We start from the raw sequence: 22,204 nt of genomic DNA, 5'->3' as shown, positions 1-22,204 counted from the left end.
ACGAAAAAACGCGGCTCCGGAATTCCGGGGCCGCGTTTTTTATGTTCAAGGTGCTACGTTCTCTGTTTCAGGTTTTCCCGATGAGCGCCACCCTCCGCTCGCAGGATTCCCCCTCCTTCATTCGCGCCACCCTCCCGCTCGTAAAACGCCACTTCCCCTTCATTTGGGAGGGTCGGGGTGGGGATGGGTCAATCAGGTTAGGTTAGGGGGTTGGCCGTTGCCGAAAAGCCGTGCGCTAGACTACTTCTCCCAGTGCTTCCGCAACGGACTTGCTGAGGTTCTGCAGGCGGTAGGGCTTGTGGATGAAACCTTTGGCACCGATAGCGAGCAGTTCGTGCACCGTCCCTTCGCGGTGGAAACCGGAAGAGAAGAGCACCCGCACCTCGGGATCGAGCCGCTTGAGCCTCAGGAAAGTCTCCTTGCCACTCAGCTTGGGCATGACCATGTCCAGAATGACCAGGCCGATGCGGGAGCGCTCACGGCTGTAGAGCTCCAGTGCCTGTTCGCCGTCCTCGGCAAGGTAGACCTGGTATCCCAGCTCCTCGAGCAGGCAGTGACCCGAGAGGCGGATGATCGCCTCGTCGTCGACCAGCATGATCCCACCCTTGCCCGGGACGGTCTCTTCGCCCACCGTCATCTCGCTGCTCTGGCTGGCGCCCGAGGGGAGGCAGAGCCGGAACACGGTCCCGTTGCCGGGTTCGCTGGTAACGCTTATGGTGCCGTTGTGCTCTTTGACGGTACCGTACACCGCGGCGAGCCCGAGCCCGGTCCCCTTGCCGGTCTCCTTGGTGGTGAAGAACGGCTCGTAGATATGCTCCAAAACCTCCGGAGTCATCCCGATGCCGGTGTCGGCCACCGAGATCTCCAGGTAGGGGCCCGCCGCCAGCTGTCCGACCGGCGAACTCCCGGTGAGTTCCACGTTGCAGGTCGTGAAGGTGAGCGTACCCCCCTCGGGCATGGCGTCGCGGGCGTTGACCGCCAGGTTCAGGAGGGCGTTTTGCAAAAGCCCCGGGTCGCCGATGACCGTCGGGTTCTGGGCCTGGAACTCCACCTTGAGATCGATCCGCTTGTCGATAGTCCGCTCGAGGATGGCCACCACGGCGTTGATGCAGTCGTTGATGGAGATCGCGGTCGAGGTGATCTTCCCCTTGCGGGAGAAGGCCAAAAGCTGCCGGGTGAGATCTGCCGAACGGGTGGCGGCATCGAGGATCACGGCGGTGAGCTTGGCGTTGTTGGGATCGTCCCCCAGGCGCCAGTTGAGCAACTCCGCCGCGCCGATGATGCCGGTCAGCATGTTGTTGAAGTCGTGCGCCACCCCGCCTGCCAGCTGCCCCACCACGTCCATCTTGTGCGCCTGGCGCAACTGCTCCTCGACGCTGCGCTGGTTCGTGATGTCGACCGAGATCCCCAGGAGGTAGAGCGGCTTGCCCGACGGGTCGCAGATGGGGACCTTCCGGGTGTGCAGGATGCGCTCCTGCCCGTCGCGCACGTGGATGCGCTCCTCGGGGATCTCATGGATCGTCCCCTGCTGCAGCACGAAGCGGTCCATGCCGGTGAAGTACGTCGCCTCCTTTTCCGGGAAGAGATCGAAGTCGCACTTCCCGATCAGCTCCTCGCGCCGGATCCCCAGGATCTCCTCACCGGTCCGATTCATGCTCACGAAGCGCAGGTCCTGGGCATCCTTCACAAACACCATGGCCGGCATGTTCTCGACAATGGCGGTGAGAAACTCCTCGTTCTTCTGCAGGGCCTCCTGCGCCGTGAAGGTCTCGTCCAATTGCTGACGCAGCTCCTCCTCGACGGCCGCCAGCTCCTCGTTCTTCTCCAGAAGCGCGCTCTCCGATTCCTGCAGCTCATGGGTGCGCGCGGCAACCTGCCGGCGCAGCAGCACGATAAACGCAGTACCCAGCACTCCCGAGAGCGCGAGCCCCAGGAGCAGCTGGATCAGCCAGGTCGGGATGACACTGACCACCTCGGCGTTGCGATGCAGCCAGCGGTTCAGCGCGCTGTGGTACAGAGAACTCTTGTCCGCCTTCCAGCTGGTGAGGTAGCCGTCCAACACCCCGAGGAGCTCCGCGTTCTTTCCCTTGGCGGTCGCGAAGTAGAGATCGAAGGGGCTGAAGATGATCCCCGAGGACTTCACCTTGAAATCCTTGCTGCGCCCGATCCCGAAGGTGTTGTTCACCACCCCCGCATCGACGCGCCCCGCCTCCACCTCTTTGAACACCTCCTCGAACCCGGGATACTCGACGATGGTGCAGGGGATGCCGAACTTCTCCACGAGGTTGCGGAACTGCTTGCCGTTCGAGTCCCCCTTCATGATGGCGACCTTCTTGCCGGCCATGTCCCGGATGCCGCTGAGATCGGACTTCTGGTGCACGTAGACTTCGCTCCAGACCGTCATGATGGCAGTCTTGCCGTAGTCGAGGAAACGGGTACGCTCCTCGAGCCAGGCAACCGAGGTCAAGAGATCCACCTCGCCCCGTTTGATGCGTTCCAGGCCTTCGCCCCAACTGCCGTAGACGTACTGGATCTGCCAGTTCTCCCGGCGGGCGATCTCGTCGAGCATCTCGACGTAGAACCCTTTGACCTTGCCGTCACGGTCCTGGTAGATGGCGGGATTGAAGTTGAACGCCGCCACCCGGACCACCTTTTTGGGTGCCGGTTCCGCGTGCAACGATTGGCCTTTGAAGATGCAGAGACAAAAGAAGAGGAGAACGCCGAGCAGGAGGGTAAAGCGGCCCGGGCGGGAACAGAAACCGTAGCAGTGCGTCGATGCAATCTTCATCTGTCGAATACCTGCAGGTGAGCTGCGTGAAAGGGGAACAGAACCGGCCAAAAACCAGTTTTCCGAATTGCAACGACAGCCTGCGACACTGGAGGTGTCTATTCTAATGCAGTAAGCGAAACCACCTTATATCATTAATGTTGTGGCACTGCAATCAGGTTATCCGCAGGAGATTTCTTACATCACTTGCGAAATTCCCACCTCGCGGCACAGGCCACTGGCAGTCTTATCGGCAGGTTAGCCTGGTAACTTTAATTATCTCTTTGGCTACCTGGCACACATGAGCTGGTCGGCAGTAACCCCATTGTTCCAGGCACAAAAAAACGAGACCGCGGCAGGAAAACCTGCCGCGGTCCGTTGTCTCTCTCTCCCGCCTAGGGGCTAGAACAGGATCTTCGCGATGGTGTAGGCGACCAGGGTGGACACCCCGACGCCGATGAAACCGGGGATCATGAAGCTGTGGTTCAGGAGGTACTTGCCGATGCGGGTGGTGCCGGAGCGGTCCATGTTGATGGCGGCCAGGTCGCTTGGGTAGAAGGCGAAGAAGAAGTAGGCATAGCTGGTCGGGACGAGACCCAGCAGCAGCGGGATGGGAAGACCGAGTGCCGCACCGAAGGGGAGCATGATAATCAGGGTGGCAGCCTGGCTCTTCACGAAGGCCGAGACGCAGAACATGGCGATGCCGAAGGTCCAGGGTGCCATCTTCACCATGAGACCGATCTTGTCGATGAGGAAGCTCTTGTTGGCGGTCACGAAGGTGTCACTCATCCAGGCGATACCGAAGATGGAGACCACCGCGATCATCCCGGCGATGAAGACGCTGGAGTGGGCGATGTCCTTGGCTTTGACGCCGGTGGCGAACATGATGAAGGCGCCGTAGCCGAGCATGATGAACTGCACCACGGTGGTCATCGGGATGGGCTTGCCGCCGGCGACGGGGAGGATCTGGGGCCAGACGGCCATGGCGACGATGGTGAGCACGCCGGTGAAGAAAAACAGCACGGAGAGCTTCGCCTGACCGGTGATCTGCTTGTCGAGGGTGGTGACCGAGGCCTCCAGCGAACGGGCGAATTCAGGGTCCTTCAGACGCTCCTGGAACTCGGGATCCTGGTCCAGGTCCTTGCCGCGGTTGAAGCTCCATGCTGCGGCGGCCAGTACGCCGATGACCCCCGCAGGCATGGTGACCATCAGGATGTCGAACAGGGAAACCGGGTGCCCCGACTTGAGCGAGAAGGCGAGGAAGGTGGTCACCGCGGCCGCCACCGGGCTTGCCGTGATCCCCATCTGCGAGGCGACCGAGGAGATCGCCATGGGGCGCTCGGGGCGGATCTTGGTTTTCAGCGCCACGTCGGCGATGACCGGCAGGAGCGCATACACGGCGTGGCCGGTGCCGACACAGACGGTGAGGAAGAAGGTGGAGAGCGGCGCCAGGATGGTGACGTACTTGGGATGGGCACGCAGCATCCGTTCGGTTAACTGCACCAGGTAGTCCAGGCCGCCGGCCACCTGCAGGGTCGCCGAGGCGGTCACCACGGCCAGGATGATCAGCATGACGGCGATGGGGGGTTCCGAAGGCTGCACCCGGAACAGGAGCACCAGGACCGAGACGCCGAGACCGCCGATCAGACCGAGGGCCACGCCCCCCTTACGGACGCCTAAAAGGATAGCCCCGAGAACGAGCACAAACTGGATCCAGAACATTACCATGACGAGTCACCTCTCCTTGTCGCTGCCGCGGGCCTTTGCCACGCCGGCAGCCGAATATGCGCTTGCTGCTGCCTTTACTAGAGCAGGGATGATGCCAACAGCGCACAGAAACTATAACTCTTTGGTATTAATGGAGAATCCAGGAAATTTCAGCGGGAGGAAAAAAGTAACCGGCATAACGGGAGGTTATGCCGGCCTGGGGTAGCTGGAGGCTAATCTCATAAATTCAGTAACTTGGCAGCACTATAACCGGGGGCTATGACTATAACCTCAGGTTATCCCTGTTGGTTGCGCATCATCTTCAGGCGTTTGTTGAGGGCGGGCTGGGAGATCCCCAAGAGCCGGCCGGCCAGGGTCTGGTTGCCGCCGGCCCGCTCCAGCGCCTCCTGCACCAGGAAGGAGGCCGCCTCGGCAAAGGTCGGGAGCTCGTCGAAACCGGCAAAGGGGTTTTGCCGGGGTACCGGTGCGGCGGCAGGCGGCACCTCGCCCTGGGCGCGCTCCACGGCCTTCACGAAACTCTCCATGGAGAGCATCCGGTCGCGGTGCACGCTGACCGCGTCGTAGACCATGGCGCGCAGCTCGCGCACGTTCCCCGGGAAGCTGTAGGTGGCCAGGAACTGGGCGAGCCCCTTGGGCGGCGTCGGCTTCTTCTTCTCCAGGGCCTGGGAGGCCTCGGTCAGGAAGTGATCCAGCAAAAGCGGCAGGTCCCCCTTACGCTCCCTCAGAGGCGGCACCTGGATTTGGTGGGTGCGCAGCCTGAAATAGAGGTCGCGCCGGAAGGCTCCCGCCGTCTCCTTGGCGGCCAGGTTCTGGTGGGTCGCCACGATGACCCGGGCCTTGATGCGCTTGGGCTGGTCCGAGCCCAGCGGAAAGTACTCCCCTTCCTGGAGCAGGCGTAGCAGCTTCACCTGCGAGGCGATGGAGAGGTCGCCGATCTCGTCCAGGAACAGGGTCCCGTCGGCGGCCTCCTCGACCATCCCCTTGCGCACCGCCTCGGCACCGGTGAAGGCGCCGCGCAGGTGTCCGAAGAGCGTGTCGGCGAAGACCGAATCGTCGAGCCCCGCCACGTTCACCGTGACGAGTTTGCCGCGGCAGCCGCTCAGGGTGTGGGCGGCCCTGGCCAGGAGCTCCTTCCCTGCCCCGCTTTCGCCGGTGATGAGCAGCGGCTGCGGGCTCTTGGCGACCGCCTCCAGGTAGCTGAAGATGGCCAGCATGCCGCGGTCCGCCGTGACGATGTCGGCAAAGGCCTCCGGGTGGCGCAGCTCCCCCGACACCAGGCGGCTCGACATCTCCCGGTAGTCGCGCTGCATCTCGAGCATGCGCACCGCACGCAAGACGCCCCCCACGATGCGGTCTTCCTCGTCGGTCTTGATGAAGTAGTCGAAGGCGCCGAGCTTCATGCAGCGCACCGCCGTTTCCAGCTGGTTCAGCCCGCTCACCACGATAGTGGCGATCTCCGGGTGGTGTTCGGCGATCTTCTTCAGGAGCTCCTCGCCGGAGAGGTGCGGCATGGTGAGGTCCAAAAGCACCAGCCCGATCCCCCCCGCCTCCAGGAGCGTCATGACCTCGCGGCTGTCCTCGCAGGTCACCAGGTTGTTGAGCCCGGCCGTGCTCTTGAGGGTCAGCGCCAGCGAGCGCAGCCAGGCGGGTTCATCGTCCACCAAAAGGATCTGGAAACTGGGATAGCTGCTGGGTAGCATATAGTTACTCCGAAGAAACCGTTGAATAGCGGGGACTGGCTCCGCAGGGACCAGGCCACGCGTACAACCTCAACCTTTCCCTTCCTAGGTATTCCACTCCATGCTGTCGAGCGAGGGGGCCGTGGTCTCCCGCAAGGCTGGCAGGCTCAGGGTTACCGTGGTGCCGCGCCCGGGGGCGGAATCGAACACCAGGGTACCGCCGTGATCCTTGACGATCCCCGCGGAGACCGAGAGCCCGAGACCGGTGCCGCCGCTCTCCCGTTTGGTGGTAAAGAAGGGGTCGGTGAGCCGGGCCAGGTGCTCCGGAGCGATGCCGCCCCCCTGGTCCTGCACCTTCAATTCCAGGCGCTGGGTATCGGCACTCAGCCGGGTGCTCACCGCGATCCCCTGTTCGCGGTCCGAAAGCGCCTGGCAGGCGTTCAGCACCAGGTTCAATACCACCTGCTCGATGCGCTGACCGCTGCCCTGAAAGCGCGGCAGGCCTACCCCGAAGTCGGTCGTGAAGTGGGCGGTCGCCTTGCGGATGGTCGGCTCGACCAGGCGCAGGGCGGTCTGCACCACCTGGTTCAGGTCGCTCGCCACCTTGTCCCCGGCGTCGTCGCGCCGGGCGAAGTCTTTCAGGTCGTGCACGATGCGCTTGATGCGCTGGGCCCCCTCCTGCATCCCGTCCAAAAGACGCGGGATCTCCTCGCGCATCTCGCTGTAGGGGACCCCGCCCAGCATGAAGTCGCCGTTTTCCTCGAAGTAGCTCTCCAAAATCGGCACCGCGTCCTGGTGCGCCCGTTTGAGCACCGGGAGATCCAGGAGGATGAGCCCGGTCGGGTTGTTGATCTCGTGGGCCACCCCCGAAACAAGGATCCCCAGCGCCGCCATCTTGTCCGCCTGCACCAGTTGCTGCTGGTTCAGGAGCAACTCCTCCTCGGCGTGCCGGCGCTCGGCGATCTCGCGGGTGAGGTCGGCGGTGCGCAGCGCCACCTGGCGGTGCAGGGTGCGCGACCAGAGCGCGAAACCTCCCAGGAGCAGCACCAGGGGGACGACCACAATGGCGGCGTACTTGGCGACGATGTGCCACTCGATGGGGGCCGGCTCCAAAACCCCCAGCCACTTCTCGTAGATCGCCTGCTGCTGCCCGGTCTTCTTGAGGATGGCGAGCCCCTCGTTGAAACGGGAGATGAGTTCCTCGTTCCCCTTGTCGACGGCGTAGCAGTAGCGGTGGCTGGCGACGTTGCGCACTACCGGGATCAGGTTGCTGAGCTTCAGCTCGCGGATGATGTACATCCCCGGGACGATGGCGACGATGGCGAAATCAGTCTTGCCGGCAGCGGTCTGGCGCAGGGCATCGGCGGGAGTGTCGGTGAGCACGAGTTTCCCGGTGAACCCCTGTTTCCTGAGGAAGTCGTGCATGATGCCGGCGCGATGAACCGCCACCGTCTTTCCCTGCAGCTCTTCCAGGGAGTTGACCCGTGGCGAGTCCTTCCGGGCGAAGACCGCGTGGTTCACGATGGCGTGCGGCAGCGAGAAGTCGACCTCCGAGAGGCGCTGTTCCGAATAGGACATCCCCTCCAGCACGTCGACCGAGCCGTTTTGCAGGGCGGTGCGCATCTCGGACCAGGCGCCCAGCCGAAACTCGACCTTCATCCCCATGACTTCGGCGATGGCCTTGGTGAGCTCGACGTTGTACCCGGAGGGGTGGCCGTCGCGATCGATGAATTCGTAGGGGGGGTAGTCGCGGTCGCCGCCGACGATGATGGCGGCGCGGTGCCCGGCAGGTTGGCCGGCCTGCTGCGGAGGGGCCGCCGGGGAGGCGGCAGCGGGGGGGTGTTGCGCTTTAGTGGCCGGTGCCAGCCCGGCAGCCGGGGATCCAGCCCCAGCGCCGAGCGGGCTCTGCGCCGACCAGGCAGGTACAGCCCAGCAAAGCAGCGCCAGCAGAAACCAGGCCGCACCCGCCGGTGCGCAAGGCGGCGGCACCGACCTTAGCAATCTTCCACATAGTGCGAACATGAGTTCGGCGTCTCCCGACCGGGGCATCTGCCGGGGGAACCCTCCCGGCGTACCCTACTATTAACACGTTTCCGGTGTCAGGTCATGAGAAACGTCGAAGAGAGGCTTTAACGAGGCGGGGCAAGCGGAGCCGAGGCAGGGCAGCGGGTAGTCAACACGCCAAGCTCGCTGCTCTTTTCCAGGAGCGAGGCCCCGGGGACCAGCCCCAGCTCCTTGCCGGGTTCCAGGGTAGTGATGGCGGACAGGCCGATGATCTGGGTTCGCTGACCGGGAGGTTCACCCGTCACCTGGCCGCCGTTTCCGGGAGCGCTGTTCCCGGCAAGCCGGATCGACCAGGCATCGTGGAACACCAGGGGGCGCCCCGCGGCATCGAGGCCCACGTAGAGCATGATGTGTCCCGGCTTGAACAACAGGGTCAGAAAGGGGGGACTCTTCTTGATGAGTTCCGCCTTGCCAGCCGGCGGCAGCCCCGTCAGATCGACCCGCCCCGGGATCGAGGCTATCTGGTCACTCGAGGTGCGCGGCAGCCAGATTCCGAAGGGGATAAAGAAGTCGCGCAACAGCGCCGAGCAGTCCCTCAGGTCGTAGATCTCCCCCCAGCCGTAGGGTTCCCCCAGCATCTGGTTGCCGACCAGCGCGATCTCTTCGGGCTGAAACGGGACGGGAAAGGGTGCCGCAGCGCTTTTGGGGAGGGAAACCCTGCGGATCTCGGCACGCCCACCCTCGCTTGCCGAGGCGACCGCCACCTGCCAGGTCCCGGCCTCCTCGCCGAGGAGCGGCAAGAGCGTCCCTACCTTGCAGCGGAACACCCCGACCCCCTTGCCGTCCGGCACCGGGGCGTAGTCCTCGATCAGCACCAAAAAGCGCCCCTGCATCCAGGCAATCACCTGCTCGGGGTCCATCACGGCCACGTCGCGGCGCTCCAGCCAGCCGCTCGAGTAGGCGGTCTCCACGAAGAGCCAGACCCCGTCAGCCGAGGCGTGACGCACCAGCAGGGGCTCGTTGAGCTTCACCTGCGGATAGGAGATCATGTCGAAGGGGGCGTCGTCGGGACTTTTGTAGAGCGGCTGGTAGCTGGGGAGCCCGCGCAGGTGGGCCGGTGCCACGGCCACCGCAGGAACGCTTTGCGACGGGAAGTTCTCCAGCGCGCAGTTGTCCAGGATCTCGCGCAGCTCGCGCTTGGGGACCTTGCGCTGGTTGGGGCCGTACCAGGTCACCCTCCCCTGCTGGCGCATGAAGCCGCGAATTTCCGCGGGCTCCTCGCCGGAGGCCCCGGCGCGCCAGGGAGCGAAGTAGTGCTGCCGGAACTCCTCCAGCAAAGAGTCCCGACACTGGGTGGAGAGGTTTAGACGCTCCCCCGCCGCGACGGCAAGCCGCCCCAGCTCCTGCGGGATCCGCCTGAGGTCTTCGATCGCGTACTCTTCGGTTCGGGTAGGCCTTTTCTGTTCCATGACCGCGGCTCCGGCGCCCGGGGCGAGCGCGCCCCCTCCTGCCTTCAGACTGCAGCCGGCCAGTAGCAGGGCCACTGCAAGGATCCCGACCGCCCGGCGTGGGATCGCTACGACGTGCACCATGTCTTTCCTCCACGAGCTCCCAGATGACAACCGGGATAGTATAGAGCCTTTTAATGTACTGGAAAGCGCAGGGCGGAAAAAATTTGCCGGGCAGCCGATTGTCATGCCCAAAAAGAAGGGGCCGCTTCCGATAAAGCGGCCCCTGGTGCTCCACGCTCCCTTCGGGCGTGCGGCTTAGGGTTCCTTCTCCAGTTCGGCATCCACGCTTTCGCAGAGGATCTTCTTGCTGTCCTTCATATCCGAATATTTGAAACCGCCCCCCAAGGTAGTGGGCGAGCAGACGTTTTCCGGCGAGTTGGCGTTGACCAGGCAGATGGAGCAGGTGACGGTCGGGTTATCGGTCAGGCGCTCCGCTTCCTCCACCAGCCCCTTGCTGTGCAGGGCGCAGATGTGGTGTTCGTGGTTGGTGACGCAGGTGCAGATGGTCTTTTCGGTGTGCTCCGGCATGGGATGCCTCGTTTAGCTTAAAAAGGACGGAATGATTCTTTCATTGGTCCATCAACAGCCATGCTAGCGCGTTTGAACAGAGCTGTCACTGGAAAAAAATACCGCCTGAGGCAGGATAACCCTTCGTTTTTCTGTAGGTTCACCAGCGGGGGTGGGAGCGGGAACCGGCATCGGGCCGACGCCGGTTCCGGGGGGAGGAAGGGGGTGTCGGCCGACTGGCCGATCCCTTCATTGGTTGCGCGGGTCGCTACGGGAGTCCTTTCCCGGGGGGAGTGCGGGCGCGGCTCCTTTCGAGGTACTGGCCTTGGCGGCACGTTTGCGCAGTATCCGCATAACCTCTGCCGCGCTCAGGTCCGACTGCCGTTGGCTGCGCCGCTCCAGGAGCACGATTACCGGAGCTATTTCCTCCTTTCGGTCACGATCCTTCATGGTCACCTCCTGATACAGCGCCGGCTGCCGGCCGCGAAGCAGCGGATAGCGCGCTCGTCCCGGACCGTCCGGGCTGGCTTTTGTCGTCACGTGAGACTTTCTGAAGTGTATCGCGGCGGGCAAAGCTGTACAAACAAGGGGAACGAAGGAGGAAGGAACCAGAGGTGCGTCAGGGGGAAACGGGAAGGAACCCGGAGGCTACTGCAAAAGGGGAGCGTGCTGCGCAGTAGACACCACGTACTGGTCGATCCGCTCCCGCTGCTCCGCTGCCATGGCGCTGAACTTCACACCGTAGACGTGGGTCCCGGCGGGAAGACTGCCCGACCAGACCACCACCGCCTCGGCGGTGATGGGGAAGCCGGCCAGGTCGAAGAGCACGTTACTCAGCTGGTCGTCTTTGCGCAACAGGACGCTGGTCTCGCAGAGCAGCCCGGAGGCGCTGATGTTGCGGGTCACCCCGGAAAAGGAGAGGCTCCCCCAGGTGGCGTCCACCCGCGCATTGAACACCGCGCGGTATTCACGCCGGGCACGGATCTCCAGGAACTTGCCGACCAGCTTGAGCAGTTCCTCCGGGCGCACCGGCTTGGTCAGCACCGCGTTGGCGCCGCAGGTCGCCGCGAAATCGGCATCTTGGAGGTAGGAGACCAGGATGATGGAGACGTTGCGCAGTACGCGGTCGGCGCGGAGCTGGGTGCAGAGCTGGTCGCCGCCGGCGGGCAAGCGCTCCAGCTGGGAAATGATCAGGCTGATTTCCTGGTGGCGGCAGATGGCCAGTGCTTCCTCGACCGAGGAGGCGGTAAGGATGCGAAAACCGGCACGGTTCAGCAGGCTTTTGTTGCGATCCAGGAAAGCTTCCTGGCTGTTGACGAGCAGAATCTTTTTCATGCGGTTGAGATCCTGGTACCTGGTTCAATATCCATGTGGCAGAGCTGGTTTGATTCCAGCTGTCTGACACGAAAATGACAGTAAAAAAGCGGCAAATACACACACTACAGTGACACTTACCAGTTACGCGCCTTTTATTACATAGGAGGAGTCAATAATCAACCATTAATTGCCAAGGCATCGCGCTATCAGACAACGGGAAGGTTGACCTGCGGGAGGAAACAACCGTGACAGAGCCTGCCTCGAAGTAGTTGAGCTCCACCCGCGGATACCGTATACTGACCGCCAGATCAGGCGGGGCAGAACGTACAGGATATGAACGCTATGGAACCCCGCAACCGTACCGGCCTCGGTGCCGGTTCACCAACGACAAGGAGACTGCTGCCATGAAAGTCCTCATCGACCTTTGCCTGGTGCCCCTCGGGGTGGGCGTATCGCTTTCGCCGTACATCGCGGCCTGCCAGAAGGTGCTGGCCGAGACCGGCCTCAAAAGTGAACTGCATTCCTATGGAACGAGCATCGAAGGAGAGTGGGACGAGGTGTTCGCGGCGGTGAAGCGCTGCCACGAGGTGGTGCACCAGATGGGCGCGCCACGCATCACCACCACCATCAAGGCCGGGACCCGGACCGACCGGGAACAGAGCATGGAAGACAAGGTACGCAGCGTACAGGAGAAACTGTAGGAACCTGCGAGCCGCGGACGGTGCCTGGCTGGGCCACCGTTCGCGGCACGAACGTTTCATCCCGCCAAAGCCCGCTCAGCCTCGATTTGCCGCCGATTCCGCCCCAGCCCCCCCCGGGCACCGAGCTTTCACGATGCCGCCCTATCCCTGCCGTTTCCGCCGCGCAACAGCACCAGGAAGAACACCAGCGCGAAGAGCGAGGTGCTGCCGGCCAAGGCAAAGCCGGCAGGATAGCCGACCCGCTTCAGCGCAAGTCCCAATGCCGTCGAGCCGGACATCATCCCCAGGTAGATGCAGCTGTTGTACATCCCCATGGCAAGGCCGCGCTTGAGCGCGGGGACCAGCTCGGCGATCAGCGCGCCGATGGAGGTGTAGATGAGCGCCATGCCCACCCCCATGAGGACGGCACAGGCGATGAGGGCCCCGAGCTTAGACACCTGGCCCAGCACGGCGAGCGCCAGGGCGAGACAGCTGAGGCCCGCCGCCACCAGCAGGCGCCGGTCACAGCGGTCGGCAAGGGTTCCCAGCGGGATGCGCCCCACCACGTTGGTCACCGCCTGCGCCGCAAATACCAGGCCGACCTGGGCCGGGTCGAGGCCGTGCTGCGAGGCGTAGAGCGGCAGGAAGGTGAGAAACACGCCGAAGCCGATGCAACTGCCGGCGGTGGCCAGCAGGCACCCCACCAGGCGACGGTCCCGAACCAGGTCCAGGCTCCCGGCGAGTGCCGCGTGGAGCTCGGTTCGGTGCCGGGGAGGGCCCTGGGGAAGCGCCAGGAGGGCAAGAACGATCACGGCGCCCAGCGCGGTTCCGGAAAAGAGGAAGACCTGGCGCAGCCCCCAGTGCTTGGCAAGGAGCCCCCCCGAGGCAGGCCCCAGGGTCATCGCAATGTAGATCGCCGTCGTGTACCAGCCGTAGGCCTGACCCAGCCGGTGTGCCGGCATCAGGTCGGCGACCAGCGAGAGCATCCCCGGGGCGAACGCCGCCAGTCCCGCACCGAAGAGCAGGTAGGCCAGCGCCATCTGCACCGGCACCTGGCAGTGGGCGACCAGCAAGGAAGAGACCGCGGTCAGCGTGAGCCCTGCAACGATCGGGATACGGCGACCGATGCGGTCGGCCAGTAACCCCGCGGGGATGGAGAGCAGCCCGGTGGTCAGCATGAAGGCCCCGTTGATCATCCCTACCTGGGCCGGACCGGCCCCCAACTGCGCCGCCAGGAGCGGCAGTACCGGGATGCGCAGGTACGAGCAGAAAAAGGCCGCAAAGCCAATCAGGCAGAGCAGCAGAAAGGGGCCTACATGTTCTTTGGTTTCGTTCATAGGTTGCGCGGGACACGTCGGGGATCGGGGGAGTCGGGGGTGGTGTGGCAGCACACTATCGGGCCTGGAAGCCGTCATTGTCAAGGCAAATAAACGGTCACAGGATCAGGCAAGAAAACCACTCTTTTGGATCTTGATCCCGAAGCGATTTCACTTTAAAGTGAGCCACCCAATCCCTTATAGATTACGCCCCAGGAGTAGCCATGATCGAATTCACCGTGAATCAGCAGGCCTGCACCAAGTGCGGCTTGTGTGCCGCCGACTGCCCCGCCGCCATCATCGAGCTCAACGGCGCGTTCCCCAGCATTGCCCCCGAGAAAGAGGCCAGCTGCTACCGCTGCCAGCACTGCCTCGCGGTCTGCCCGGTAGGTGCCATCTCCATTCTCGGCAAGAAACCGGTTCAGAGCCTGCCGCTCAGTAACCTCCCCTCCCCGCTGCAGATGGAGACCCTGATACGGGGTCGCCGCGCGGTGCGCCGTTACCGCCCCGAGAACCTGGAGCCGGCACTGATCCAGAAGCTTCTGGACGTTGCCTGCCACGCACCCTGCGGCATGAACAGCCGCCAGGTCCGCTTCACCGTGGTCGACGACCGGGACCGGCTGGGCACGCTGCGCGACGAATTGCTCGAAGGGCTCTGCACCATGGCGCGCGAGGGCTCCTTTCCCCCGGGACTGGAATTCTTTGGACACTTCCTGCGCCAGTGGGAGGAAACCGGCGTGGACTTCCTGTTTCGCGGCGCGCCGCACCTGCTGATCGCCTCGGCCCCGACCAGCGTGGTCACCCCGATGCAGGATTGCCTGATCGCGCTCTCGTACTTCGAACTCTACGCGGCGAGCCAGGGGGTCGGTGCCGTCTGGGACGGCCTGGCCAAGGGGGCCATCAACGACCTGCTCCCACAGTTCAAGACGCGCCTTGGGATACCCGAGGACCACGTGATCGGTTACGCCATCGCCTTCGGCAAGCCCGCGGTGCAGTACGCCCGCACCGCCCAGCACGGACCGGCCCAGGTACACTACCTGCGCTGACCCCTGTCAAACCTCGAGGCTGGCGCCTCTTACCGCGGGACCGCCAGCCTCTCCTTCCCCCCCTGCCTTTCAGGCAAGTTCTTAGCCACACTCCCACACTCCCGCGCCTTCCAAGCCGGGGCTCCCTCTCAGCGTTTCCCCGTATGCGTTCCTGCACATCCAAGAGCGTTCTTTCAGTGCAAATCTTGAACAGCAGCGCAAAACTCTTTGAGCAGGGCACTCTCTCTGGCAGACACCGTCCTACATGATATCAAACGGTTAGCATTGGCATGCTCCGAGCAAAAGGATCATTCAACGACAGCCACTAAGCCAAACGGGGAAGCAGTGACAGCAGCTCTCGGCAAGGAGAGTGTACAAGGAGGGAATCTATGGGGAATTTCGTATCGGTAGTACTTATCGCTTTCGCAGTTCTGTCGGCCGTTGCCATCACCACACAGGTAGCGGTATTCATCAAGTCCGATCACAACAAGTAGGTAAGCGACTGATAGAGGGCGGGGCCGGAGCAATCCGGCCCCCTTTTCTTTTGTCGGACGGTGGCCCCAAGGCACGTTGCACCACGATAATTAAAGCTCCTCCCGAAGGCGCCGATACGGTTAGTAAAACGCTTGTACCCTGGCCTGCAACCGGGTACCGGAGCTCGTCATGAACCAGAAGAACGAATTGGCCCGCCAGCTTCAGATCTTTTGCCCCCCCGGCGACCCCGCCGACAGCCACGCTATCGTTTCGGCCTTGGAGCGCGGCGACAACGAGGGGGCCATCCTGTTCATGCCGGAAGTCTTCCGCTGGCCGGAGACCTACCACTGGCTGAAGGAACACCTCGACATCATGCTGTAGGCGTCTGTCCGCCTCGCGAGCCGCCCCCCCCCTCACGACTAAAGCGCCCGCCTCGCGAGCTGAAGGCCCGCAGTCCCTTCCGTCAATCCCACCTGAATGCCGCCATCGAGAGGGCACCGTAGGTATAGGCATCGTGGATCTGGCGTCCCGCTCCCCCTGTACCCAAGGCGACGTAAAACGGCAGCAGGTGCTCGGGTGTCGGATGGTTCCGGTTCGCCTGCGGCGCCCGTTCCTGGTACGCCAAGAGCTCCTCCAGACGACCCGCCTCGACTCCCTCCTTGAGCCACTCGGCAAATTCCCGCGCATAGTGAAGCGGCGCCGCATCGAGGCTGCGCCCGAAGAAGTCCGCCAGGTTATGGGTCGTCGACCCGCTGGCGAGGATCAGGATCCCCTCTTCGCGAAGCGGAGCAAGTGCCCTGCCGAGCTCGAGATGGTACTCGGGTCCCCGATGGGGCTGCACCGAAAGCTGGACCAGCGGCACCTCTGCCTGCGGATACATCAGCATAAGCGGCGACCAAGCGCCATGGTCGTAGCCCCGCACGGGATCCGGTTCCCCGTTAAGCCCCCGCGCCTCGAGTAGGGCGAGCACCCGCCGCCCGAGCTGCGGATCACCCGGAGCCGGGTACTCCATGTGGTGCAGCTCCTCAGCGAAACCGCCGAAGTCATGGATGGTGGGGGGGTGGGGATGCAGGGTGACCCGCGGCTTTGCCGTGGTCCAGTGGGCCGAGACGCAGACAATGCCGGCCGGCGTTCCCAGTTCCTGACCGAGCTGCACCAGGAAGCTGCGGGTGGGACAGGGCTCGATGACCATGCTGGGAGCGCCGTGTGACACGAACAGTGCCGGAAATTTCCGGTTCATACTCTCCTCCTTCAACAAGCGGAGGAGGGGCACAGCGCCCCTCCCCCGCGGTCTTTCTCCCGAATGCTCCGGCCGTTTACCTGCAACCGGAGCCCCGTTTTCAGGCCAGGTCGAACAGCAGGACCTCGCCTCTTCGGCTACCGGTAAGCACCACGCGGTCCTCGCCGCTTAGCGCAGCTCCATCTCCTTCCCGCAACAGCTGACCGTTCACCTGCACCTCGCCACCCAGCACCTGGACCCAGGCATGCCGCCCCTGCGCCAGCGGATGGTTCAGCTCGCTCCCCGGCTCGATGAGCGTGGTGTAGAGCAGCGCGTCCTGGTGGATGCCGACCGACCCCTCCCGCCCGTCCGGCGAGGCGATCAGCCGCAAGACCCCTTGCTTTTCCGCCTCGCTGAACGCCTTCTGCTCGTAGCTCGGGGTGATCCCCTGGGCCGCCGGCAGGATCCAGATCTGCAGGAAATGCAGACCGTTATCCCCGGACGGGTTGAACTCGCTGTGGGTGATCCCGGTTCCGGCGCTCATGCGCTGGATCTCGCCGGGCCGGATCACCGAGCCGTTCCCCATGCTGTCGCGGTGCGCGAGCTCCCCTTCCAGGACATAGGAGAGGATCTCCATATCCCGGTGGGGGTGGGTCGGGAAGCCCACCCCGGGTTGCACCCGGTCCTCGTTGATCACCCTGAGCGACCGGAATCCCATGTGGTCCGGGTCGTAGTAGTTCGCGAAGGAAAAGGTGTGGTAGGTGTTGAGCCAGCCGTGATCGGCGTGGCCGCGCTCTGCTGCTCTTCTGATGCGTACCATGGTCGTGCCTCCTTGCGCAGGCCTCCCGCGTAGTGACCTGCCTTACTTCCTGATCATCTCGATTTCCAGGGTGATGGCTACCTCGTCACCCACTGCTACTCCGCCGGTCTCCAGCGCCGCGTTGTAGACCAGGCCGAAGTCCTTCCGGCTGATCTTGGTGCTGGCGGTAGCCCCCTTGCGGATGTTGCCCCAGGGGTCCTTGCTCTCCTTGGACGGCCCGTCAACGTCAAGCACCACCTGCCTGGTCACCCCGTGCAGGGTCAGGTCACCGGTTACCTTCAGCTTGTCTTTCCCCGCCTTGGCCACCTTCTTCGAAACGAAGGTCATGGTCGGGTACTTGGCGGTGTCGAAGAAATCGGGGCCGCGCAGGTGGGCGTCACGCTTGGCGATGTTGGTGTTGACCGAGTTGGTGTCGATCACCACCTCGACCTTCGATTTGCTGATGTCCTGGTCGTTGATCTCGACGCTGCCGCTGGCCTTCTCGAAGCTCCCCTTGACGTTGGAGACCATCATGTGACGGACCTTGAAGCCGATATTGGAGTGCTCCGGATCGATGCTCCAGGTGGAGGCGAAGGCGAAGCCGGGCAGAGAGAGGGAGACGACGGTAGCAATTGCTGCGATGGTGCGTTTCATGGCATTTCTCCTTGTGGTCGCCGACCCGAAGGTCAGCTTTGGTTAGATGTTGATTGGTTTAATGTCGAACTATCAGAACAAATTTTTTTCTGCGCGTCAGGCGGCGCTTTTCAACCCGAGCTTCTTGCAGAGTCGACCCAGGGTTTCCTGCTCCTCCGCCGTGAGGGTTGCGAGGTCGGCGACGATGGCCGCTTCCACCTCGGCAAAGACCTTGGCGATGAGCGCGGTGCCGGTCTCGGTGAGGTGTACCGTCAGGAAACGGCGGTCCTCGCTGTCCCGTTCGCGCCGTACCAGGCCGCTTTTCTCCAGGTTGTCGATGACCAGCGTGATGTTGCCGGTACTCTTCAGGATCTTGGCTGCGATGTCGCGCTGACAGAGCGGCCCCTTGTGGTAGAGCGCCTCCAGCACGCCGAACTGGCTTATGGTGAGCCCTGCCGCGGTCATCACCTTGCTGGTGCGGCTGGTGGCCGACTCGGCCGCCCGCATCAGCTTGGTGTAGGTGGTGAGGGCCAGTTTTTTCGTCGTTGTGTCGCTCATGGCGCGTCCCTTAAGTCAACATCGTATCGTTTGATATTAAACTAATCACCTTCGCCACTCTTGTCAAGGGATTTTTTTCAGGGGCTGCGGCACGAGCCTGACGGGGAGAGGCGAGGGAGAGAGAAGAGTACCGGGAGGGAAAAGCGCGGCTGCCGGAGGTGAGTTCCGCCTGCGGCAACCGCGCTGGTGGTTACGGATCAGCCACAGCTGCAGGAGCAGGAATCACACTCGCTCCCCGACTTCGACGGGAACATGCGATCGGCCGCGTAGTCGGTGATGTCGATGCCGAAGTGGATGTAGAGGTCCTCGGAACCGGCCAGGGGAACCCAGTAGCCGTCGATCACCTTGTCGAGGAAGTCGTAGTAGGCGACCTCGCGCACCCCTTTTTTCTCGCGCAGCGCCACGTTGGCCCGGCAGCCGGCGTGATGTTTTTTCTCCCCGAGCTCGACGCACTTGGTCCCCACCGGGTACCCCTGCTGCTGCGCCATGGTATTCGCCTCGACGATGGTGCGGTCCTTGTAGACCAGCGTCACCGGGGTGGGGAAATTGTCCCAAAACAGGTGGAAGTTGCTGCGGATTTCTTCACTGACTTCGATGACACTCATACTCGGTAGACTCCTTCTGTTGGCAAAATCGGCGCTGCCGGGTGCGGTTCATCGGCTCTCAAGCCGCCGCCGGTTGGGCGGGGAGGCTCGGAACCGGCGCCTCGCGCCCGGCATCTCCGGTCGCTTGCGTACTGCTGCGCCGGGGTTTCTAATGATACGCGAAGCAGTCTGAGTAAAGAAGTAAAAAAAGAGTAAAATCTGGCGGGGAAAACAGCGGGAGGATCAGCCGGAGGCGGCGGGTGCGGGACGGTCGTTCTGCGCAACGCTGCGGCAGGCGGGTCCTGACGGAGTACCACCTGCGGCAGCCGAAGACTGCCGCGGTTCAGCAATCGAGCTGCCGCAACTCGCTGAGGCACTTCTCGCTTGCGGTAAAGAGTTCGCGCAGGTCGACCGGCTTCACCAGAAAGCCGCTGATGCCGAGCTGGCTCGTGTTTTCCACGTGGTAGCGATCGCTGTAGCCGGTCATCACGATGAACCGGGTCTCCTCGCCCACCGCGCGGATCTCCTCGATCATGCGCAGCCCGTCCATGACCGGCATGTTGATGTCGGTGATGACCAGGGCCGGCCGGAACTCCTTGCAGAGCTCGAGCCCCACCTTGCCGTTTTCTGCGACGCGCACCGTGACCTCGGGGAAGCGTCGGGCCACCACGTTACTTATGGTGGTACGGGTTTCGGGATCGTCCTCAACCACGAGGAAGCAAACGGATCTCTTCTCGCTAGTTTCCATGTCAGACCTCTATCCGGAATTCGGCGCCCTCGGCCACATTCTGCACCGAAAGACGTCCTCCCATGTTTTTCTCGATGATCACCTTGGACATGAAGAGTCCCAGCCCGGTCCCCTTGCCCAGGTCCTTGGTGGTGAAGTAAGCGTCGAACACCCGGTCCAGGATCTCGTCGGCGATCCCTCCTGCGTTGTCGGTCACGGTGAGAACCGAGCGATCCCCCTCCTGCCACAGGCGTACCACGATGCGCCCGGCGCCGGTACGCCGCTCCCCCAGGGCATCCTTGGCATTCATCAGGATGTTGAGCAGCACCTGGCGGTACTCGTTCGGGTACCCGAAGATGATGACCTCGGCGCAGGACTCCGCACTCACCTGGACCCCCTTGGCGCGGAAACTCTCCCCGATCAGGGAGAGGGTCTTCTCCACCACGTCCTTACCGCTGAACCGGCACTTTTCCTTGTCGGGAGCGGTGAAGTTCTGGAAGTCGTCGATGGTCTGCGACATGTGGCGCAGGATCTCCATCACCTTGTCGATGTTCTTATGCAGCAGCTGCGGGGTCAGCTCCTCCATCTCGTAGGTAAGCCCCAGCTCCTGGATCTTGAGCCCCAGGACGTTGAGCGGCTGGCGCCACTGGTGGGCGATGTTGTTGAGCATCTCCCCCATGGCGGCCATGCGCCCCTGGTGCAGCATGATCTGGTCCTTCTGGCGCAGTTCCTCGACGGCCAACAGGCGCTGCGCCGTCTCCTCCTCGAGCTCCAGGTAGGTGTCCTGCAGCTTGCGGTTTTGCTGGGCCAGTTCCTCGTGATTGAGCTTGAGTTCCTCGTGCTTGCGCTCCAGTTCGAGACTTACCCGCTCGAGCTCCCGGCGCTGGCGGTACAGTTCGCAGAAGACCCGCACCTTGCTGCGCAGGATCTCCGGCTCGATCGGCTTGGTGAGGTAGTCGACCGCCCCCGCCTCGTACCCCTTGAACAGGTGGCGCTCCTCGCGCAGGCCGGCCGTGACGAAGATGATGGGGAAGTGCTGGGTCTTCGGGTTGCGACGCAACAGCTCCGCCGTCTCGAAGCCGTCCATCTCCGGCATCTGGACGTCCAAAAGCACCAGGGCGAAGTCGTGGTGCAGGGCCTGGCGCAGCGCCTCGTTGCCGGAATGGGCCCGGACCAGGTCCAGTTCAAGGTCGTGCAAGAGTTCCTGGAGCGAGACCAGGTTCTCCGGCCGGTCGTCGACGATCAGTACGGGTATGTGGTGAAAGCTGGGCATGGGGCCTCACGTGTCCGACAAGTTGATGAAGAGCTGGGGCATCTGGGCCAAAGGGAGCTGATAATCCGGCGTCACCAGCTGAAGCGCACTCAAAGGCATCCCCGGCGCGATGGCGTCCGCGGGGTCCTGCACCACCGCCGTGCCGCCGCGTTCTTTCAGGTAGCGCAAGCCGCGGCTGCCATCCGACCCTACCCCGGAGAGCACCACGCCGATGAGCGCCTCCCCCAGGGCATCCGCCGCCGACTCGAAGAGCACGTCCACCGAGGGGCGGGAGAGGTTGACCGGCGGGTCCATGGAGAGGGCCAGGCGGCCGTCGGCCTCCAGGAGCAGGTGGTAGTTCGCCGGCGCGAGGTAGACCGTCCCCCCCTGGGGCAGCTCCCCGTCGTCGGCCTCCTTGACACGGATGGCGCAGGTCTCGTCGAGCAGCTGGGCCAGGTCCCCCCCGGACAACGGGCTTAAGTGCTGAACCGCCAAAACCGGCAGCGGGAAGTCGGCAGGAAGCGCTCCCAGAAGCGCCCTCAGCACCGCGATGCCGCCGGTCGATACCCCCAGGGTTATGGCGCGAAAGCTACCCATAGCGTTTCCGATAGATCCGGCTGTGCGAGCCGACCTCCTGGTACCGGGAGCCCAGCTCGCTGCCGTCCAGGGTTTCCTTGGTCCCCAGGCAGAGAAAGCCCCCGGGACTCAGGCTCGCGTCGAAGAGCTCCAGTGCCCGGCGCCGCAGGGACTGTTTGAAGTAGATGAGCACGTTGCGGCAGAACACGAGCTGCATCTCCCCGAAGCAGCCGTCCACCGCCAGGTTGTGCTGGGCGAACACGATCCCCTCCTTCAGGCTCGCGCTCAACAGGGCGTGGTCGTACCCCGCCGTGTAGTAGTCCGAGAAGGCGCTCCGGCCGCCGCTTTTCTGGTAATTCTGGGTGTACAGCCGCATCCCCGAGAGCGGGAAGATGCCGTCCTGCGCCGTCTTGAGAACCTGCTGGTTGATGTCCGTGGCGTAGATCCGGTAGCGCCCCTTGAGCCCCTCCTCGTCGAGGAGGATGGCCATCGAGTAGGCCTCCTCGCCGCTGGCGCAGCCGGCATGCCAGATCTTCACCGCGGGGTAGGTCGCCAGGTGGGGCACCACCTGCTCCCGCAACAGCTTGAACACCTGGGGGTCACGGAACATCTCCGAGACGTTCACCGTGACGCCGCGCAAAACCCCCTCGAAGAGGGCGGGATCCCGCAACAGCGGCAGCCGCGCCGCCTCGAAGGAGCCGAATCCGGAACCGGCGAGCCACAAAAGCAGCCGGCGCCGCAGCGAGGCCTCGGCGTACTCACGGAAGTCGTAGCCGTAGACCCGGGCCAGGTCGGACAAAAGGCTCCCGAGTTCGGCCACCTGCTGCTGGTTCAGGGTAGGGCACATA

At 63.5% G+C, this 22,204-nt stretch carries 21 protein-coding genes; 3 read left to right on the top strand and 18 right to left on the bottom strand.

Going from position 1 to position 22,204, the window contains the following annotated elements; translation table 11 throughout:
• Positions 1 to 235: 235 nt before the first annotated feature.
• From H7688_RS16075 to H7688_RS16040, 8 genes are all read right to left on the bottom strand, one after another.
• Positions 236 to 2,788: an ATP-binding protein gene (locus H7688_RS16075; protein ID WP_183362202.1), complete on the bottom strand. Its 2,553-nt coding sequence runs from the start codon at positions 2,786 to 2,788 to the stop codon at positions 236 to 238.
• A 381-nt stretch (positions 2,789 to 3,169) separates the two neighbouring features.
• Positions 3,170 to 4,495: an anaerobic C4-dicarboxylate transporter gene (locus H7688_RS16070; RefSeq protein ID WP_183362201.1), complete on the bottom strand. Its 1,326-nt coding sequence runs from the start codon at positions 4,493 to 4,495 to the stop codon at positions 3,170 to 3,172.
• Positions 4,496 to 4,770: 275 nt separating this feature from the next.
• Positions 4,771 to 6,195: a sigma-54-dependent transcriptional regulator gene (locus tag H7688_RS16065; protein WP_183362200.1), complete on the bottom strand. Its 1,425-nt coding sequence runs from the start codon at positions 6,193 to 6,195 to the stop codon at positions 4,771 to 4,773.
• An 84-nt stretch (positions 6,196 to 6,279) separates the two neighbouring features.
• Positions 6,280 to 8,223 carry a transporter substrate-binding domain-containing protein gene (locus tag H7688_RS16060; protein WP_246329834.1) on the bottom strand — a complete coding sequence of 648 codons (1,944 nt, stop codon included), beginning with the start codon at positions 8,221 to 8,223 and terminating at the stop codon, positions 6,280 to 6,282.
• An 80-nt stretch (positions 8,224 to 8,303) separates the two neighbouring features.
• Complete coding sequence (locus tag H7688_RS16055) at positions 8,304 to 9,770, bottom strand: NlpC/P60 family N-terminal domain-containing protein (RefSeq protein WP_183362199.1); 1,467 nt, start codon at positions 9,768 to 9,770, stop codon at positions 8,304 to 8,306.
• Positions 9,771 to 9,944: 174 nt separating this feature from the next.
• Complete coding sequence (locus tag H7688_RS16050) at positions 9,945 to 10,217, bottom strand: hypothetical protein (protein ID WP_183362198.1); 273 nt, start codon at positions 10,215 to 10,217, stop codon at positions 9,945 to 9,947.
• Positions 10,218 to 10,445: 228 nt separating this feature from the next.
• On the bottom strand, positions 10,446 to 10,646 hold the full coding sequence (locus H7688_RS16045; RefSeq protein WP_183362197.1) for a hypothetical protein: 201 nt from the start codon (positions 10,644 to 10,646) through the stop codon (positions 10,446 to 10,448).
• A 198-nt stretch (positions 10,647 to 10,844) separates the two neighbouring features.
• Positions 10,845 to 11,531 (bottom strand): PilZ domain-containing protein, encoded by a 687-nt coding sequence (locus H7688_RS16040; RefSeq protein ID WP_183362196.1) that lies wholly within the window; start codon positions 11,529 to 11,531, stop codon positions 10,845 to 10,847.
• Positions 11,532 to 11,917: 386 nt separating this feature from the next.
• On the opposite strand from H7688_RS16040, the gene H7688_RS16035 reads away from it, so the two are divergent.
• Positions 11,918 to 12,214, top strand: coding sequence for an MTH1187 family thiamine-binding protein (locus tag H7688_RS16035; protein ID WP_183362195.1), 297 nt, complete (start codon positions 11,918 to 11,920; stop codon positions 12,212 to 12,214).
• Positions 12,215 to 12,342: 128 nt separating this feature from the next.
• Here the strand turns inward: H7688_RS16035 and H7688_RS16030 are convergent, their stop codons facing one another.
• Positions 12,343 to 13,530 (bottom strand): MFS transporter, encoded by a 1,188-nt coding sequence (locus H7688_RS16030; RefSeq protein ID WP_183362194.1) that lies wholly within the window; start codon positions 13,528 to 13,530, stop codon positions 12,343 to 12,345.
• Between the two features lie 203 nt (positions 13,531 to 13,733).
• Here H7688_RS16030 and H7688_RS16025 point away from each other — a divergent pair, with 203 nt between their 5' ends.
• Positions 13,734 to 14,555 (top strand): nitroreductase family protein, encoded by an 822-nt coding sequence (locus H7688_RS16025; RefSeq protein WP_183362193.1) that lies wholly within the window; start codon positions 13,734 to 13,736, stop codon positions 14,553 to 14,555.
• A gap of 642 nt (positions 14,556 to 15,197) precedes the next feature.
• Positions 15,198 to 15,389, top strand: a complete 192-nt coding sequence (locus H7688_RS16020) for a hypothetical protein (protein ID WP_183362192.1) — start codon at positions 15,198 to 15,200, stop codon at positions 15,387 to 15,389.
• An 82-nt stretch (positions 15,390 to 15,471) separates the two neighbouring features.
• Here H7688_RS16020 and H7688_RS16015 read toward each other — a convergent pair whose 3' ends face one another.
• The 9 genes from H7688_RS16015 to H7688_RS15975 all read right to left on the bottom strand — a co-directional run bounded on the left by H7688_RS16015 (position 15,472) and on the right by H7688_RS15975 (position 22,203).
• Positions 15,472 to 16,248 carry a DODA-type extradiol aromatic ring-opening family dioxygenase gene (locus H7688_RS16015; protein ID WP_183362191.1) on the bottom strand — a complete coding sequence of 259 codons (777 nt, stop codon included), beginning with the start codon at positions 16,246 to 16,248 and terminating at the stop codon, positions 15,472 to 15,474.
• A gap of 100 nt (positions 16,249 to 16,348) precedes the next feature.
• Positions 16,349 to 17,047 carry a pirin family protein gene (locus tag H7688_RS16010; RefSeq protein ID WP_183362190.1) on the bottom strand — a complete coding sequence of 233 codons (699 nt, stop codon included), beginning with the start codon at positions 17,045 to 17,047 and terminating at the stop codon, positions 16,349 to 16,351.
• A gap of 42 nt (positions 17,048 to 17,089) precedes the next feature.
• Entirely contained in the window at positions 17,090 to 17,680 is a 591-nt protein-coding gene (locus tag H7688_RS16005) for a YceI family protein (protein ID WP_183362189.1), read from the bottom strand.
• A 96-nt stretch (positions 17,681 to 17,776) separates the two neighbouring features.
• A complete protein-coding gene (locus tag H7688_RS16000; RefSeq protein ID WP_183362188.1) occupies positions 17,777 to 18,217 on the bottom strand; it encodes a MarR family winged helix-turn-helix transcriptional regulator in 441 nt (146 codons plus the stop codon).
• Positions 18,218 to 18,414: 197 nt separating this feature from the next.
• Complete coding sequence (locus H7688_RS15995; RefSeq protein ID WP_183362187.1) at positions 18,415 to 18,822, bottom strand: hypothetical protein; 408 nt, start codon at positions 18,820 to 18,822, stop codon at positions 18,415 to 18,417.
• Between the two features lie 322 nt (positions 18,823 to 19,144).
• The gene (locus H7688_RS15990) at positions 19,145 to 19,549 is read right to left on the bottom strand and encodes a response regulator transcription factor (protein WP_183362186.1); all 405 of its coding nucleotides are present in this window, start codon (positions 19,547 to 19,549) and stop codon (positions 19,145 to 19,147) included.
• Position 19,550: 1 nt separating this feature from the next.
• Entirely contained in the window at positions 19,551 to 20,801 is a 1,251-nt protein-coding gene (locus tag H7688_RS15985) for a response regulator (protein ID WP_183362185.1), read from the bottom strand.
• Positions 20,802 to 20,807: 6 nt separating this feature from the next.
• Entirely contained in the window at positions 20,808 to 21,377 is a 570-nt protein-coding gene (locus H7688_RS15980) for a chemotaxis protein CheB (protein ID WP_183362184.1), read from the bottom strand.
• Positions 21,370 to 22,203: a CheR family methyltransferase gene (locus H7688_RS15975; RefSeq protein ID WP_183362183.1), complete on the bottom strand. Its 834-nt coding sequence runs from the start codon at positions 22,201 to 22,203 to the stop codon at positions 21,370 to 21,372. The genes H7688_RS15980 and H7688_RS15975 overlap by 8 nt, the downstream gene beginning before the upstream one ends.
• Position 22,204: the final 1 nt, after the last annotated feature.

The sequence above is a fragment of the Geomonas limicola genome, assembly GCF_014193675.1.
In the GTDB taxonomy this organism is placed as follows: domain Bacteria; phylum Desulfobacterota; class Desulfuromonadia; order Geobacterales; family Geobacteraceae; genus Geomonas; species Geomonas limicola.
The sequence above is the reverse complement of the archived record's forward strand: the minus strand, read 5'-3'. Positions and strand labels throughout refer to the sequence as shown.